12 protein-coding genes are annotated in these 17,832 nt (G+C 42.9%); 5 read left to right on the top strand and 7 right to left on the bottom strand.

Features of this window, described 5'->3' with window-relative positions; genetic code table 11:
- Nucleotides 1-142: 142 nt before the first annotated feature.
- The gene (locus ACFI6G_RS06190; protein ID WP_462710183.1) at nucleotides 143-2,527 is read right to left on the bottom strand and encodes a helicase-related protein; all 2,385 of its coding nucleotides are present in this window, start codon (nucleotides 2,525-2,527) and stop codon (nucleotides 143-145) included.
- 184 nt (nucleotides 2,528-2,711) lie between these two features.
- On the opposite strand from ACFI6G_RS06190, the gene ACFI6G_RS06195 reads away from it, so the two are divergent.
- The 3 genes from ACFI6G_RS06195 to ACFI6G_RS06205 all read left to right on the top strand — a co-directional run bounded on the left by ACFI6G_RS06195 (nucleotide 2,712) and on the right by ACFI6G_RS06205 (nucleotide 6,894).
- Complete coding sequence (locus ACFI6G_RS06195; RefSeq protein WP_010438217.1) at nucleotides 2,712-4,400, top strand: NAD-dependent malic enzyme; 1,689 nt, start codon at nucleotides 2,712-2,714, stop codon at nucleotides 4,398-4,400.
- A 172-nt stretch (nucleotides 4,401-4,572) separates the two neighbouring features.
- Entirely contained in the window at nucleotides 4,573-5,325 is a 753-nt protein-coding gene (locus tag ACFI6G_RS06200; RefSeq protein ID WP_010438215.1) for a SanA/YdcF family protein, read from the top strand.
- 198 nt (nucleotides 5,326-5,523) lie between these two features.
- On the top strand, nucleotides 5,524-6,894 hold the full coding sequence (locus ACFI6G_RS06205) for an SLC13 family permease (RefSeq protein ID WP_462710184.1): 1,371 nt from the start codon (nucleotides 5,524-5,526) through the stop codon (nucleotides 6,892-6,894).
- 241 nt (nucleotides 6,895-7,135) lie between these two features.
- On the opposite strand, the gene ACFI6G_RS06210 is transcribed toward ACFI6G_RS06205, so the two are convergent.
- Nucleotides 7,136-8,431, bottom strand: coding sequence for a GGDEF domain-containing protein (locus ACFI6G_RS06210; RefSeq protein WP_010438209.1), 1,296 nt, complete (start codon nucleotides 8,429-8,431; stop codon nucleotides 7,136-7,138).
- 302 nt (nucleotides 8,432-8,733) lie between these two features.
- Here ACFI6G_RS06210 and ACFI6G_RS06215 point away from each other — a divergent pair, with 302 nt between their 5' ends.
- Entirely contained in the window at nucleotides 8,734-9,558 is an 825-nt protein-coding gene (locus ACFI6G_RS06215; RefSeq protein WP_016798505.1) for a DUF2797 domain-containing protein, read from the top strand.
- A gap of 218 nt (nucleotides 9,559-9,776) precedes the next feature.
- On the opposite strand, the gene ACFI6G_RS06220 is transcribed toward ACFI6G_RS06215, so the two are convergent.
- Together ACFI6G_RS06220 and ACFI6G_RS06225 are read right to left on the bottom strand one after the other, a co-directional pair.
- Entirely contained in the window at nucleotides 9,777-10,976 is a 1,200-nt protein-coding gene (locus tag ACFI6G_RS06220; protein ID WP_102265673.1) for a sensor domain-containing diguanylate cyclase, read from the bottom strand.
- 363 nt (nucleotides 10,977-11,339) lie between these two features.
- The gene (locus tag ACFI6G_RS06225) at nucleotides 11,340-12,224 is read right to left on the bottom strand and encodes a LysR family transcriptional regulator (protein ID WP_010438203.1); all 885 of its coding nucleotides are present in this window, start codon (nucleotides 12,222-12,224) and stop codon (nucleotides 11,340-11,342) included.
- A 237-nt stretch (nucleotides 12,225-12,461) separates the two neighbouring features.
- On the opposite strand from ACFI6G_RS06225, the gene ACFI6G_RS06230 reads away from it, so the two are divergent.
- Complete coding sequence (locus ACFI6G_RS06230) at nucleotides 12,462-13,133, top strand: type 1 glutamine amidotransferase domain-containing protein (protein WP_016797512.1); 672 nt, start codon at nucleotides 12,462-12,464, stop codon at nucleotides 13,131-13,133.
- Nucleotides 13,134-13,282: 149 nt separating this feature from the next.
- Here ACFI6G_RS06230 and ACFI6G_RS06235 read toward each other — a convergent pair whose 3' ends face one another.
- The 3 genes from ACFI6G_RS06235 to ACFI6G_RS06245 all read right to left on the bottom strand — a co-directional run bounded on the left by ACFI6G_RS06235 (nucleotide 13,283) and on the right by ACFI6G_RS06245 (nucleotide 17,611).
- A complete protein-coding gene (locus tag ACFI6G_RS06235; protein WP_462710185.1) occupies nucleotides 13,283-14,521 on the bottom strand; it encodes a cysteine desulfurase-like protein in 1,239 nt (412 codons plus the stop codon).
- A complete protein-coding gene (locus ACFI6G_RS06240; protein WP_016768359.1) occupies nucleotides 14,505-15,161 on the bottom strand; it encodes a 2OG-Fe dioxygenase family protein in 657 nt (218 codons plus the stop codon). The genes ACFI6G_RS06235 and ACFI6G_RS06240 overlap by 17 nt, the downstream gene beginning before the upstream one ends.
- A 782-nt stretch (nucleotides 15,162-15,943) precedes the next feature.
- On the bottom strand, nucleotides 15,944-17,611 hold the full coding sequence (locus ACFI6G_RS06245; protein ID WP_010438195.1) for a GGDEF domain-containing protein: 1,668 nt from the start codon (nucleotides 17,609-17,611) through the stop codon (nucleotides 15,944-15,946).
- Nucleotides 17,612-17,832: the final 221 nt, after the last annotated feature.

The raw sequence follows: 17,832 nt of genomic DNA on the forward strand, positions 1-17,832 counted from the left end.
CAATAGGATATAGAAGAATAGTCTTTTATGACCTTTTGATTGGTTAAAAAGGCATATAAAAATCAAAACCGTAACATAATAAGCACTGAAAAATAATATATGCGCCTATTTGATTAATATTTTAGAGATAAAACTTATCCATCTATTTTATATCAATTATTCGGCTCGCTTTTTTGTACTGAATACGCCATCCAGACCATGTAGGCAACTCCCAGCGTTTTGGTGATAACTTCCGACTACCCGATTGATAATGCACGTAAATCAGCTTCCTTCCAGTCAAGTATTCCACCTCAAGCTGCAAGTCGGCAAGGCACAATGAAAACGGATATTTTTCTGAGAACTCGTTATACAGCCAAGCAGGTATACCATCAAAGGGAATGTCGTTATGTTCAAACATTTCCAGCTCGCTGACATCCGTCACGCCTAACACTTCCAGTTGTTCTATAAGCCATAGTTCAAAGCTCAATTGCTCGATCTCTGGTGTAAATTGAGTCTGCTCATCTAGCCCGAGTTTGACGTAAAGCTGCCAATGCTTAATCTCTTGAGTACGGGCCTCTGCAAAACCAGGAAGCTGAGCACCGCTTACCACGAGATCAACGATAGGCTTTAAAGACAACGGTCCTTCTGCCTCTACCAGCTTAGTCGTAATCGTGCGGCCAGCGTACACCAATGCCATTTCAGTAAACACGCCCTCGTCATTGACCACGGTTTCACTTTGCTGCCATTCACCCAAATCTGCTTCAACAACGAGTTCTAAAGGAATAGGCGCAGTGGTCGTAGCTAAGATCAGTGTTTGCTTCACACCACGACCCGGTAAGTTGTGAGTGTCCAACACCAACATAGCTTGCGCATTGTCAGGGAAACGATTCTGGCGACCGAGTACTACTTCTAACATCCCGTTGGCAAAGGCTTCTTTCCTCTTCAGTCGGCGCACAAACACGAGCTCAGGATGTAAATTAACAATAGTCTTAAGCAGTTCAATGCGTTGGAAACGTGACGCGACTTCTAACTGAGGAAGCTCAAACACCTCACGCATTTGCGTCGCCAACCCTTGAGCTTCATTCAATGCCTGCTTATCTATTTCTAAATGTGGATAATCACGACCGCGTACAATCTGAATTAACAGGGATAAATCACATCCTTCTTTCTCTTGTTGAGCGAGTGCTTCCAAATGGTCTGCATTATTAGGTAATTGGTATAGACGAGCCGGAACTGAAAGCGCTGCCGTGAGATCCACCATCGCCTCTTTTAATGCTTTGTTTTTAATTCGAGTAACAATATCGGCATACAAGGCATCAATTGGCAGCGGGTAAAGTTTCTTTCCATGCTCGGTAATTTGATGGTCGGTATTAATCGCCTCCATCGTAAGCAAGGTTTGAGTCGCGCTATTTAATGACTTCTCTGGAATAGGGTCAAGGAAGGACAAGCTCTCAAGCGGAGCACCACAACATGCCGCGGCCAACATAGGTTCTGTTAATTCTTCACGTTGCAGTTCAGGTGGTGTGACTAATTCTAACGCCGCATGCTCGCCATATAGACGAACACAGACACCATCCATCACCCTACCCGCGCGGCCAGCTCGTTGCTTGGCACTCGCTCGTGATATCGATTTAAGCATCAGTGTCGTTCTTCCGTTTCGTTGAACGGTGCGTCTTTCTAACCCTGAATCTATCACCACACCTATGTCGGGTATAGTTAGTGAGGTTTCAGCAACGTTGGTCGCCAAAATGACTTTTCGTAAACTGTCGCCGTCATTTTTAGTATCGATATTACGACCAGAGAGCGCTAAACCTCGTTCTTTATCACTCACTGATGCATGCAATTTAACAACTTGGATATCTGGATTCTTTGCCAAGGTTTGCTCACAATGCACGATCTCTTTTTTACCCGGCAGGAAAACCAAAATATCGCCACGAGAAGCGATCAGTTGGTGATTCACTTCTTCAGCAATACGTTGCTCTAGATGTCGAATATCGGGTAATACTCTTGATTCATTCGCCCTATTTTCAATAGCAACTTGATAAGTTCGGCCTTCACAGCTTATTCGATTCGCATTCAGATAGTGAGCAAGGCGCTCACCTTCAATGGTGGCAGAAGTGATCACCAAACGATGACTCGCTTTTTGTTTCAGAATCGCCACCAGCAGATCAATATCCCAGCGCCTCTCGTGAAATTCATCCACCACAATGACATCGAAACTAGCAAGTCCATCTTCAGATAACCAACGCAATGCGATTCCGGGAGTCACAAAAACCACATCGGTTTGCTCGCTATATTCAGATTCAAGCTTAATGGCGTAGCCGACCTTGCTACCCAACTTCTCACCCGATTGCTGTGCGAGGTATTTAGCTAATGACGTACAGGCGATTCGTCTTGGCTCTACCACAAGTACTCGCCCATGCTGAGACGCCCACACCGGTAAACGTGTTGATTTGCCCGATCCGGTTTCTGCTTCGACTACGAGGTGAGAACTGCCGATTTGATCGTGGAATGCATTTTGATAAGAATCGATGGGAAGTAGAGACATAAAAAGGAAGCGTCGCGAAAAAATGTGAGCAAAGTATAACGAATTATGGCATTCAAATTCGATAAGTGTGGGACATAGGTAAGAATATCATTTTGTTTGCTCAGATCGGAGGGAAACTATTTACAATTGAATAACTAAACCGTTATCATTTTTCAGTTACCCTTTCTCCCATATTAGGCATCCAATGAACAACGATAAACGCCCTCTGTATATCCCTTATGCTGGTCCTGCTTTACTAAGTACCCCTCTTCTTAACAAAGGCAGCGCATTCTCTGCTGAAGAGCGCAGTTCTTTCAACCTTGAAGGCTTGTTACCGGAAACAACCGAAACAATCCAAGAGCAAGTTGGACGTGCATACAAACAATATTGTAACTTCGAAAGTGATATGGATAAGCATATTTACCTACGTAACATCCAAGACACTAATGAAACGCTTTTTTATCGTTTAGTTCAAAACCACATCTCTGAAATGATGCCTATCATTTACACGCCAACAGTTGGCGCAGCATGTGAGAACTTCTCAAATATTTATCGTCGTGGCCGTGGTCTGTTTATCTCATACCCGAATCGCGATCGTATCGATGATCTACTGAATAATGCGACAAACCACAACGTTAAAGTTATCGTGGTTACGGACGGTGAACGCATTCTTGGTTTGGGAGACCAAGGCATCGGTGGCATGGGTATTCCAATTGGTAAGCTAGCGCTTTACACAGCTTGTGGCGGTATCAGCCCAGCTTACATGCTACCAATCGTGCTCGATGTGGGTACTAACAACCCTCAACGTCTTGCAGATCCAATGTACATGGGTTGGCGTCATCCTCGTATTACAGGTGCCGACTACGACGCATTCGTTGAAGAGTTCATCCAAGCGGTTCAACGTCGCTGGCCAGATGCATTAGTTCAGTTCGAAGATTTCGCACAAAAGAACGCAATGCCTCTACTTGAGCGTTATAAAGATCGCATCTGTTGTTTCAACGATGATATCCAAGGTACAGCAGCGGTAACGGTTGGTTCTCTACTTGCAGCATGTAAAGCAGCAAACAGCAAACTGTCAGATCAACGAATAACCTTCTTAGGTGCGGGTTCTGCAGGTTGTGGTATTGCAGAAGCGATCATCGCACAAATGGTATCTGAAGGTATCAGCGATGCACAAGCTCGCTCTCAAGTATACATGGTTGACCGTTGGGGTCTGCTACAGGAAGGCATGCAAAACTTGCTTGATTTCCAACAGCGTTTGGTTCAAACCAACGCTAACACTAAAGATTGGGAAAGTGACGGTACTGGTTTCTCTCTACTAGACGTTGTTCGCCACGCTAAACCAACCGTATTAGTTGGTGTATCTGGTGCTCCGGGTCTATTCAGCAAAGAAGTCATCAAAGAGATGAACCTTCACTGTGAGCGCCCTATTATATTCCCACTGTCGAACCCAACAAGCCGTGTTGAAGCGACACCAAACGACATTATTCGTTGGACTGATGGCCAAGCTCTTGTTGCAACAGGTAGCCCATTTGAACCAGTGGTTCACAACGGAACTACTTACCCAATTGCTCAATGTAACAACAGCTACATCTTCCCTGGTATTGGCCTTGGTGTATTGGCTGTGAACGCTTCACGTATCACCGATGAGATGCTGATGGAATCAAGCCGTGCTCTTGCTACGTGTTCTCCACTTGCCATCAATGGTTCAGGTGCGTTACTTCCACCATTGGAAGAGATTCACACCGTATCTAAGAAGATTGCTCTTGCCGTTGGTAAGAAAGCCATTGAACAAGGTGTTGCGTTAGAGATCACAGATGAAGCTCTTCAACAAGCAATTGACCAACATTTCTGGCAACCGGTTTACCGTCGCTACAAGCGTACTGCGTTCTAATAAATTGAACTGTATTCTAAATAAAGAGCGTTAACGACTCTTACTAGAGCCTCTGCCAATGCAGAGGCTTTTTTCTTTTCACTGTCTTGTCTTTTTAGCTGATTTTTCTCATTTTTATTTGGTATTATCGAGCACTCAAAAATTAATGCTCAGCCAAAGGACCATACCGAGAGTGAAATTTGATTCTCACATTTTCCGTAGCTACTTAAAAAAAGCTTACAAAAAACTACAAGGTTTTCTGTTTGGCGCTTTCCTCGTGTTCTTAGTAGGTAGTGCTGCGGTTATTGCGATTGATTATTGGGTTTCATGGCAAGCAAAAGATCGCATCATCTACCATATCGATGATGTGCCAGAGCGCGAAGTTGCCGTTGTACTTGGTACCAGTAAATACCTAGGTAGAACACTCAACGAATACTACAAACATCGAATTGACGCTGCTATTGAGTTATTCGATCGTGAAAAAGTAGAGCAATTTCTACTGAGTGGCGATAACGCTCATCGTTCTTATAACGAACCGTGGACAATGAAACGTGACTTATTAAAAGCCGGTGTGCCCGATGAACGCATCAATCTCGATTACGCTGGTTTCAGAACTTTAGATTCAATTGTTCGCGCCAAAAAGATCTTCGATACCGATAACTTTTTAATTATCACACAGGAATTCCACTGTGAAAGAGCACTATTGATCGCAAGCTCTTACGATATTCACGCCCAATGTTTGGCAGTTTCAGGTCCGACTCACCACTCTGGAACAACCATACGTTTACGTGAAGTGTTCGCGCGAACTAAAGCGTTCCTTGATTTGTATATTATTGGTACTGCACCCAAATTCCTTGGACCTAAAGAACCAATTCAACCCAGCCCTAAGCAAGAAACACTGCCTATTCCTAGCCCTATCACAGACCCTTCAGATCCCGATGTGTAGAAACCTACACATTTTGAATTTGTTGCCTCACATTTCCCTACTGTTACACAAAAACACACCAACGCTCCTTTCTTAACTTAAGTAACATTCCCCCAACAAAGTCCGACCCTACATCAAGCTATATACCTCGTACAGAATAAGCACTACTCAATGAAGTCAGTACACCAATAAAACGAGGATAAACAAAAGGAGCGTCTTATGACGGCACTTGTTACTACACTGAAACACTGGTTGTTTACCCGCAACAGCATGATATTAATTGGTAATTTCACACTATTTGCACTCTTGCTCAACACCTTACCATTCGAAGCACAAGTGAATACGGGTTTAAGTATTCTCGTGTTCGTTGCTATTTTATGGTTAACCGAAGCGATTCACGTCAGCATCACCGCTTTGCTTGTTCCTCTATTGGCTGTCTTGTTTGGTGTGTTCAATACGCCCGCAGCACTGGCTAATTTTTCGAACCCAATCATCTTTTTATTCATGGGTGGCTTCGCACTGGCAGCCGCACTGAACAAACAGGAGTTGGATAAAGCGATTGCCGACAAAGTATTACTGATAGCAAAAGGCAGAATGTCGGTCGCCGTATTCATGTTGTTTGGTGTGAGTGCTGGTCTATCAATGTGGATCTCCAACACAGCCACCACAGCGATGATGCTTCCTCTTGTTCTTGGTATCATGAACAAAGTCGACCAAAGTGAAGACCGCAACACCTACGTGTTCGTGCTACTTGGTATTGCTTACTGTGCTTCAATCGGTGGTATTGCAACCTTGGTTGGTAGCCCACCAAACGCTATTGCGGCGGCAGAAGTTGGCCTAAGCTTCACTGAGTGGATGGCGCTTGGCCTACCAATCTCAATGATCTTGTTACCAATCGCGATGATTATTTTGTACGTCATGACTAAGCCGAAACTTGACCACAAATTCGAATTAGACCATGCCCCTGTTGAGTGGACAAACAGTAAGAAAATCACACTGTCTATCTTCCTTCTAACGGTAACGCTTTGGATATTCGGTAAACCAATCAATGCTATGATCGGCGGCTTCTCTAAGTTCGATAGCTTGGTAGCGATTGGCGCAATTGTACTACTTGGCGCTTCTAGAGCGGTTGAATGGAAAGATGTTGAGAAGACAACGGACTGGGGTGTACTTATCCTGTTCGGTGGTGGTATCTGTTTAAGTAACATTCTTAAAGCGACAGGAACGAGTGTATTCCTAGCGCACTCTCTAAGCGGATTTTTAGAAACAACTGGTGTTCTTCTTACGATTCTAGCGGTGGTAGCGTTCGTGGTATTCCTAACGGAATTTGCGAGTAACACTGCAAGCGCAGCACTGCTTGTCCCTGTATTTGCGACTATTGCTGAAGCGCTAGGTATGTCTCCAGTTATCTTATCGGCGCTAATTGCCGTTGCCGCTTCTTGTGCTTTCATGTTGCCAGTCGCGACACCACCTAACGCAATAGTGTTTGGCTCGGGTCACATCAAGCAGAAAGAGATGATGCGAATCGGTATGGTATTAAACCTAGTTTGTATCCTAGTTCTGACATTGTTCGCTTGGATTTTCTGGTAAGCATAAACGCCTAGTTGGTGATACTCCAACTAAGATGATTACTGTTTCCCTGATACAGCCTTTCTAAAACAGCCCGCTCAACAAAATTCGCTACGAACGAGGGCGTTGAGCGGGCATCGTAAGAAAAATAAACGTTTTTACCTTTTGGTGGCTCTTCGTCACCTTTTTTGCTTTTAGAATGGTAGCCATAGCGATGCCACATACTCACTTATGGTTTTTTCACAATCGGAACAACCTCAGATTAGTGACTCAAGAACACCTGATTTCGACCCGAATGTTTCGCTTGATATAAAGCTTCATCAGCACGAGCAATAGTCTCTGTCACCCGCTCTTGCTTCATCTCGGCAAGACCAACACTGCAAGTAAGAGGGTCGCCATGAACCCATAGGTGTTGACTAACCAAAAGCCTTATTTTCTCTGCCTTTCTTTGCGCTTCTCCAGCGTCTGTCTCAGGACAAAAAACAATAAACTCTTCCCCGCCCCACCTCACCAACTTGTCGGTCGCGCTGATCGAGCTACCCACTACCATGCTAAACTCACGTAAAATATGGTCGCCCATCTGATGTCCGTACTTATCGTTCACACTTTTGAAGTAGTCAATATCGAGGTACAACATACTTAGCTTCCCATGCCCTTGCTTCACCTGTTGAGACTGCATCTTCAACCAATCACGGATCGCGTGTCGGTTAAGTATGCCTGTTAACTCATCTCGGTGAGCCATCTCTGAAAACTCAAAGTTTTGCTCTCGTAATGCACGGTTAACACTCTTAAGGTGGTGGTGCCTTTTTTCTGCAATCACCATACGCTTGCGTGAGTGATGCAATTCAGAAAGTAAAAATACAGTACCTGTGCCTACCCAAATGAACAGCAAGATTAAGAACAAACTTTCTGCTGATATATAGGATCCTTCAAATTCAATACTGCGAATAACAATTCGATGATGACCTAATTTTGCTCCAGAGGCGGTCGCAAATTCAACCATATTGACATTTGAATATTCTGGAGCCGAATGTTCTAGCGCAATATCGTTATCGGCAAGCCACCATGTCATCACCTGCAGGTTAGCAATAGGAATCTCAATCACACCGCCATCTACACCAGGTGAAAACTCCATACCATTATACTTATGCGTGTATTCGTCATCAGATACAGAGTAAGCAGGATTATAATTGCGTAGATAGGTTCTCAAACGACCGCTAGAATCCGCTTCCGCATGATAATCAATATTGACTCTGAAGGTATGGTATTGGGAAAGATCAAGGCCAGCGGTAATGTCTGGATTGATACGAATTGACAGGCCACAATAAGGCCACGGATACTCAGACTCTTTCAATTCACAGTCGAGAATATACTGGCCATTTTTAAAAGATATTTGAGAGGTACTGATACCCCTGTCAACTTTATCGCTAGTTGCGACAAATTCATATTTATCAGGAGTAATAGCAGTTATCACACGACTCCCGCTCACACGGTAATACTGCACAATGGCAAGCGTTGTGATAACGAGAAAGATAACAATCTTATGAATCCACTTCACGTCTAAACTTCCGGCTAAGGTCCCTATAGTTGGGATTTCACGATATAAAATAAGTTAAGTAAATCAGTGATCTTCATTCCAACAACTCACTGAAAAACGTTATATCACGCCAGAACAAAATGTCATACTATATTTTTATGTGCATGTTGACTGGTAATTATTCACGCCGAGAATCAAGTAATATTGCGTATAAAAACAAACTCTATTTGTTATACTCATCGCATAATCATCGTTAACCGTAGCGCCTGCTTAAAGAGCATCCGAGTCGACGAAATAATAATCAAAATACAACGAGTAATGTCATGTCTTTATTAGCAAAAGGAACACTCAAGAAAATGAGTGCTTCGCTTGATGGTACGGTTACCTACCGTTTACCTGTCGGTGAAGAATTTGTAGAGCTAAACCCTCTGATTGGTAAAACCATTAACCTCACTCACACCGGGAATATTTTTTGCTGCTCGTGTGGTAAAAAAACCAAGAAAAGCTACTCGCAAGGACACTGTTTTGTGTGTATGAGAAAGCTGGCAAGTTGCGATATGTGCATCATGAAGCCAGAGACTTGCCATTACGATGAAGGCACTTGTCGTGAGCCTGAGTGGGGTGAAGCGAACTGCATGGTTGATCACTTCGTTTACCTTTCGAACACATCAAGCCTTAAAGTGGGTATCACTCGTCATACTCAAATACCTACTCGCTGGATTGACCAAGGCGCAACTCAAGGCCTGCCTATCTTGAAGGTGAAAACACGTCAGATTTCTGGCCTGATCGAAGTTGAGTTAGCAAAGCACATTGCTGACAAAACTAACTGGCGCACGCTACTCAAAGGCGACGGTGACGATATGGAATTGATAGAAAAAGCCAAAGAACTATTGCCATTGGTTGAGGATAAAATCCAAGAGATCAGAGCGAAGTTTGGTGACGATGCTATCGAGATTCTGAGCGAAAACATCACTTCATTGAGCTACCCAGTTGAACAGCACCCAGTGAAAATTGTATCGCACAACTTTGATAAGAACCCAGAGGTAACTGGTGTACTTCAAGGTATTAAAGGCCAGTACCTAATCCTAGATACTGGTGTGATTAACATTCGTAAATTTGGCTCTTACGAAGTAGAAGTTTCTGCTTAGTAAGCCAACGGTTTTATAAGCAACTGCTTTTATTAGACACTACTTTGATAAGCCAAAGCTGAGTTCATTTAAGCGGTGAAATCTAAACAACTTTGACCAGATTACACTGAACTTATCATGACGATAGAAACTAAAATGCCCTCAGCGATTGCTTAAGGGCATTTTATTATCAATACGATTCTATGCTAGCCGCCTAACTAAACCATGTTTAGTCAACATTAAGATGTGCTCACTTCTCCGCATACACAATTTTTTCCACTCGCTTTAGCTTGGTACAGAGATTGATCCGTTAAGTTCACGAGCGCATCAATGGACACTTTCCCTTCGCACGATCGGCTGTCACTGACTCCAATACTGACGCTCACATTAAATCGAACATGTTTGCTGATGTTAAACTGAGTTTGATTAAATTGCTGGCGAATTTGGTCAGATACTGCGCGTGAAATTTGAGGAGAAGCATTTGGGAGAAACACGATAAACTCTTCGCCACCCCAACGCCCTGCAACACCACCAGCTTGCTCTACATTACGCTTGGTAATACTAGCCAAAGCACAAATAACTTCATCACCTACCATATGACCGTAAGTATCATTGATCGATTTAAAGTCATCGATATCAAGTAGCATACATACAACATGATTATCGGAAGCAAGATACGCTTTCAGCCAATCGTAAATCGCTCTTCGATTGAGCAAATTGGTCATTTCATCGTAATTCGCTTGATGAAGTAACTGTTTCTCCAACATTACTTTTTGAGTCACATCTTCGAGCACCACCTGAACCGCTGGCTGACCTTTCCAAGTAATCGCATTGTCGTAAATATTGAAGAACCGGTGAACCTCGTCGAACCCTATATTTTCAACCACGGTACTAGTTCCTGACAACTCACCAGACACAATCGCTTGATAATGCTTACTGATACCATCCGTATTCTGTTTTGGTACCAATTCAAGAATCGACTCTAGCTCTAATACTTGCTCGATGGACGTGCCGCCTTGCATGTTGACCCAAGATTGATTGACCATCAACGGTTTGAAATCTCGATGAACCAAGATGCCCTGTCCTGATTGCATGATCATATCGTGATACATCTTATCTTGCTCACGCACCGCATTTTGCAACTTAATAGCAGGAGATAGATCGATAACCGTGACTTGCAGTGCAGGTCTTCCCTGCCACTCCGTAACATGGTCGATAGAAAACACTGTGAACTCTCTACCGTTACGATCAACATTGGTATAAGTATGAACCTGAGGATCTCGTTGACCGCTGACCGTTTCAAGGTAGTTTTGATAGGCTAAAACATGAAATTCTTCTGATATAAGATCTAAAAAGCTATCTATATTAAGCAGTAGTTCTTCGGGTGATTGGTATCCATAAATACGCGCATAATTAGCATCAACGCTAACTACATTCATATCTTGAATAGTTATTACACCGTATGTGGATTCGAAATTTATTGACGACATTGCCCACTCCGCACTAGAGCTATACTTCGTAAATTGGAGTATAACGACATATCCTACTAGCGACTTAACACAATCTATCGCACGCCAGACACATTAATATATCAACTAGTATATCGTACTGCTTCACGCTTCTCTACAATTCAATTGCTTACACGAGACATCAAAAGCTAGCAAGAACATCAATCTTGTTACGCGTGTCAAAAAACAAAAAAAGATAACACCTATCAATGTAAACGTTTCCTTAGCCTTGCTCTCGTTTACTAAACCTGGGCCGCTGAAAGCATCAAACTCTTTTCCTTAATCGCTTTCTAACTATTCTTGCCAGTCAGAAAAGTAAGAGACGAGAAAATCGATCGCAAGCCGTGCTCTCTGTGGTAGAAAGCGACGGTTTTGGTAAACAATCCAACTGCTGGTTCCTGCTCCCCAATACTCTTCTAGTACTGGAACCAGTTTTCCATAAGCAAGAGCGCCATTGAAACTGCTTTTTGGTAGGTAGACAATGCCAAGCCCCTGTTCACATGCTTTAATCACTGCGCTTGAGTTATTGCTTCTCCAGCGACCATGCACTCGTACTGCATTAAGCGGTTTTCCATCTTTTTCAAATAGCCACTGATCACTGTTGGCAATGATGCAACTGTGTAATTTCAACTGTTCTGGGTGAACTGGTGTACCAAATTGATCAAGATAAGCTTTGCTGGCTGCTGCCGCCATTGGGCGATCAACGAGCTTTCTTGCCACCAACCCCGAATCATCCAACCGACCATATCGAATCGCGAAATCGATGCCATCTTCGATGAAGTTAACCATCTTGGTATTAAAGTTCATCTCTATAGTTAGATCTGGGTGGTCTTTGGCAAATTCCATCAACGCAGCAGCCACATGATTTTCTGCAAACGCGCCTGCAGCACTCACTCGTAATGTGCCACTTAACTGAGCTTGTTGAGAGGTCACTTGTTCATTTGCCTGTTGCAGCCCAATAACTAGATCTTTGCACTGCTGATAATAGGTGTGACCCGATTCGGTTAAGCTTACCATGCGTGTAGAACGAGCAAGCAAGGCAACACCTACCCTTTCTTCTAACCTTGAAACTTGGCGACTGACATGACTGGTACTGCAACCTAACTGCTTTGCGGCCGCAGAAAAGCCGTGACACTCTGCTACCGCAACAAACTCATTAATACCTTCAAAGCTATCCATACTTCACCTGCTTACATCTAACGAATTCACATCGACTAATTCATATCTAACTATTGCTATATAGCAATAATGTTTTGCCTATTCGGTATATTATCACTCAAATGGTTTGCTACTAGTATTACAGATAACGAAACAGCGGTATCTAAATTGAAAACTTTGGTTTTCTAAATAAAAACCACGATACCTAAAGCAAAAAACGACGCTGAAACCAAACAAACGTGCTCAAAGGGACGAATCATGAAAAAAATACTAATACCTGTGACTAACCACGCAACACTTGGCAATACAGATCAAGCGAACGGTACTTACGCTCCTGAACTGACTCATGCTCTCAAAGAGATCATTGCTGCAGGTTTTGAATACGACATCGCTTCTATCAAGGGTGGTAAAGGTCCACTGTATGGAACCGATATTGAAGGGGATTCAGTAAACGCCGAGATCTTGGCTGATGATGACTTCCAGAACCGCATAAACAATACGATTCCTGTAAGCCAAATTAATGCAGAAAGCTACGATGCTATCTTCTACCCAGGTGGATTCGGTTTGCTTTCAGACCTAGCAACCGACGAGCAATTCGCAACCATCGCCGCCAAGCACTATGAAGATGGTGGCGTTATCTCATCAGTATGTCACGGCCCTGCAGCACTGCTTCCGATTGTCCTAAGCAACGGCGAGAAGCTATTAAGCTCTAAATCGGTGACAGGCTTTACACATGAAGAAGAAATCGACTTTGGGACCATCAATGACATTCCATTCCTATTGGAAGAATCGCTTACTCGTAGCGCAGCGCGTTTCAACAAAGTTCAACCTTGGCATGAGCTTGTGATTGTTGATGAGCGAGTGATTACCGGTCAGAACCCAACCAGTGCGCACGCAGTAGGTGCAGCTCTGGTTAAGCTGTTATCTTAGTTCAATCACGGGCTTAATCGAGTAGCGGTTTTAGTCGTAGTAGACTTTGCTAAACAGATATAAGTTCATGAAACAAAAAGAGCAGACTTCCTACTCAATATTATTGAGAGAAGCATGCTCTTTTCTAATTTCTATAACAGCCAAAATTGTTAGTTATTGCTACGTAAAATCCCTTCAAGCACATTGAACAGTAAGTCAATCTCATCAATCGAGTTATAATGCATACATCCAATACGCACCACGCCCTGCTCTTCAATACCCAACTGCTTCACTAGCCCTAATGCATAGAAGTGTCCATTCCACACACAGATATTATACTCGCCTAACTTCTTAGCGATGAACTCTGGAGAGTGATCTTCAAAGGTAATCGCAAATGTAGGGGTTCTCAGATTCGAATCAAACTCAGTTTTACCATAAAGTTTTGCACCTTCAAGATCGGACAAGCGTTTAAGGAAGTATTCACTGAGTTGGCTCTCATGCTTATTATACAGCGCGTAACTTTGCTCTAAACGAGAACGCAATGAATCGGCTGGATCGCCTAACTGCGCCAAGTAATCCACCGCCGCAATCACACCGGCAAGGCCTTCAAAACTTTGTGTTCCTGTTTCAAATCGACCTGGGCCGATATTGGTTGCAGGTTCAACCTTGTAAGGCTTTAAAGTATGCAGCCATTGAGGCGCAACATAAGCAATACCCACATGCGGGCCGAAGAACTTATAAGCAGAACACGCTAAGAAATCACAATTCAGTTGCTGAACATCGATCAAATGATGAGGTGCGTAATGAACGGCATCGACATATACCTGAGCGCCATGCTGATGTGCAAGCTCAATAACTTTAGCCATATCGACAATAGAACCTGTCGTGTTCGAAGCAAACGTCACCGCGACAAGCTTGGTTTTCTTATTCAGCAGCGATTCAAAATGCGCCATATCCAAACTGCAATCGGATTCGTCGACACTAACTTGGCGAACAATCGCGCCTTTGTCGTCTGCCGCTTGCTGCCAGCTCGATACATTTGAGTAATGGTCTAACGCAGTGACGATAACCTCATCGCCCTCTTTCCAATCGCGGCTGATCGCTCGGCTAAGTTGGAAGGTCAACGATGTCATGTTCGCACCGAACACCACATTGCCAGAAGACTCCGCATTGAGTAGTGCTTGGGCCGCTTCTCGCGCTTGCTGCATTAAGCTTGTGGTCTTTTGGCTAGAAAAGTAGTGCCCGCCTAGGTTTGAATTGAAATGCCCTAGGTATTCCGTCATTGAAGCTAAAACATTCTCAGGTACCTGAGACCCACCGGGACCATCGAAAAAGGTCACAGGCCTGCCGTTATGATATTGGCCTAAAGCACTAAACTGTTGGCGTACATCATTAAGAGTGAAGGACATTACGCGCATCCTTAGCCGTTAGTACAAACACATCCATATAGCCCATCTTACCGTGGTCTATGGTACGAATCGGTTGTGCGTTGTGCCAAAGCTTACTATCAGCAAGCATTGCCACCTCGCCATCGCCTAACACCTTTCTAAAGAATGGTGCTTCGTGGCTATCTTGATAAAGCATCACTTCACCACCCACGATGTTATGGCGAGTAACACCAATAATCGCGATGTGGTCAAAGCCATCTTGATGAACACCTTCTGGTGCTACTTGAGTCTCTTCAAAAATAGCGGCAATGCGAATCTGATGGATTTCGATTTCTTGCCCGTCTTCAAGTCCATTGGTCTCAATAAACAGTTCACACATTTCTTGCATGCCTTCACTGCTTAGAATCTTCGCTTCAATTGGCTCGAACTGGCGAACGACGTCACCTTGAAAGTGATTAATGTCTTCAGACTGAACAAAGTTATGTTTGTCTTGCTCAACGACTTGTCCATTACTGAATTGAACCACCGAGTATCTTCTCAATCGAAACTGGCCATCCGCATGCTCTGTGCTTGGTAGCTGAGAGAATGACGGAGACAACTCCTTAACAGCATGGTTACTGAGATGGGTAATATGTAGGGTATTTTCGTGAGCATGTAACATCATCGACTCCTTAATGATTGTTAATTTACTTTCAATATTTAACGTTTTATTTACATAAAGGATACTTGAAGATCTTGTCAAATCAACATTAAACAATCATTTATCCCGTCAGATTTAATAATTCAGACACTAAATCCAATCTGAAATTAAAAAGCAGTGTATAACACCAGAATAAAAGATGACCAACTCTTAAAACTAGCACACTCCACTAGCTAGTTATAAATCCCTATAAATTTAAATTTAACGACATTATTAACTAGTAAGTGGTGTTTCATATTGTGTCAGCCCTTGCGCTCCAACAAACCAGCCTCCTGCATAAGTTCAGGTATCACGCTCGCCACCATCCATTTCTATGCTTTTGCACAGCGAAATACGACTTACCTATCAGTCACCAAGCTATTGATTATTTACACAACAAACTGAAATTGGTTAATTTATGAGTACGCCAGAAACCAAACGCCTTTGCTTGCGCGTCTGGAACAGGTCGAGTTCGGGGGGAACTCGGCCGCCCTCAAATAGAGTGCTTTCTAATAAAACCTACAATTATAAATGATGCGTTTATTTGGAATATGATGGTCTGCCTTTATGTCCTAACTTAGAATTCGTTAAAAATAGGCGACTATAAAGATTGGGAATGTTCTACACAAAACAGATGAGAGGGTAAGCAAGCTTGAAAGGTTGGTTGCTAAAAAAGCCACCTTTGGTGACATTTACACCAAAAGTCAAAACGAAAATAAGTTAACTAGACTTAAAACGATTCACTTAGAAAATAGGGAATTTAGCTAACACTCAATTTCACTGGACTGATTTTTAAAACCGTTCTTCGAGCGCTTCTGCTGGTACATTCGCTGGTCAGCTAAGCTCAAACATTCAGAAAAATTGACACATTCAAAACTAGATGCGCTTCCAAAACTGAGGCCAGACTGAGGCCAATCAGCACTGCGAATTTGCTCTTCCACCTGAGTCACTCTAAGCTCAATCTGAGAATAGAGAGCCTCAACTTGTTTCTCTTTATCCACTTTCAACAACCAGATAAATTCGTCGCCACCAGCTCGATAAACCATTCCAAGGTCTGTAAATTTTTCTCGCATCATGCGGCTGGTGTATTCTAAAAAGCGATCCCCTTCATCATGACCATAAGTATCATTAATCGATTTAAGGCCATCACAATCGATGAAAACGATACAATAGGAATGATGTACTAATTGTTTACTGGCATCATTAAAATCCAGCCGGTTTCCAAGCCCCGTTAAACTATCCACCCTCGACTGGATATAGGTTTTCTGATGTTGATGTTGTTGAATCCGCAACCATTCAGTCAGTGACAATAAAATGCAGGCACAATCTATTGCTAATGCAACAACAACGATAACTTCTGTCGATCTCTGAGTCGGCAATGGTGCAAAATGCGCAAAAATGTAATATACCAAAGCCGTGCCATAACAAAGACCACCGATCAAATAATATTTAGCGACAAAGTTTCGTTGATAAACCATCAATACGCCAGTCACTATCATTGTCGGCACCCAGATTGCCGCAATCAAATGGGACATAACAAAAGTCAACGAAAACGGGGCAAAGACATTAATAAACCCGATAATGACACACAGCCAACTAAAGGCCTGAAAGGTAAGATTAATACGAATAAAATGCTGCGGAAATCCAAACAATAATCTTGTGTAATAGCAAGAAAAAGCAACCGCAAACGGAAACAATACCATTCCAAAATAAACTGGGTTCCAGCTTTGGCTTGGTAATAAGTACCCCCAAGCGCCTGAAGCGGCGAACCATCCCAGGCCATGTAGCCCAACATAACCAGCACAAGCCAGTGTGACTGGATGTTTAGTTTGAAAGTAACAAAAAAGAGCGAAAACTCCCAATGTTAGCATGACAGTAATAGAAGCTAATGTGAGCGTATTGTTGCGGAAAACGTGAATATAAAATGGATATTCAGGTTGAAGAGTGAAGTTAACTGCCTTTGGAAATTTCTTTGCTTCCAAGTAGAGCCAAAGTGTTCCAGATTCCTCCGCATTCAATATTAACGGGAAGCTTTGCCTATGCAGATGCAAGATACTCTTGTTACTTAATTGGCCAAAATCAAGTATTCGCCTTACTTGACCATTTGTTGATTGCCAGTAACCCCAACCTTGATCCAAATAGTTTGCACGGAGTGTAACTATTTGTTGTGACGACTTGATATCGGAGTTGGCCAAATCAACTCTCAACCCAAACGCCCCTTCACCACCAAATATCGTTTCAATCCTTGGAGAGGATTCAATGTGTTTTTTTAATATGGGAAAATCGACTGGATCAGATAACAAAGGCATTTCATACCATCTTACAGCTTCATTAGCTAACACAGATTGTTCCCCGCTGACCTGCAGCGGAGAAGCAAAAACCGAATTCAGGCACACAATAAACACATTGATAAAAAGGATTAGAATCTGCATAGAGTTCAAATAATTCCGCGCAATATATAAATATCAATAATAACACATACAAAAAAATAACAACTGAGAAACACTCAACAGTTCAAGTATTAACCAACATTACACCTGTTTGTAATCATGCCGTTCATACTAAAAGTGCGTCTTGTGGTCGCTTATCTGCACGCTAATTTTGATGAGTTCTTACAGCGTCTTTTAACTCAAACTTTTTAAAATAAAACATA

It is taken from the genome of Vibrio sp. PSi01, assembly GCF_054960695.1.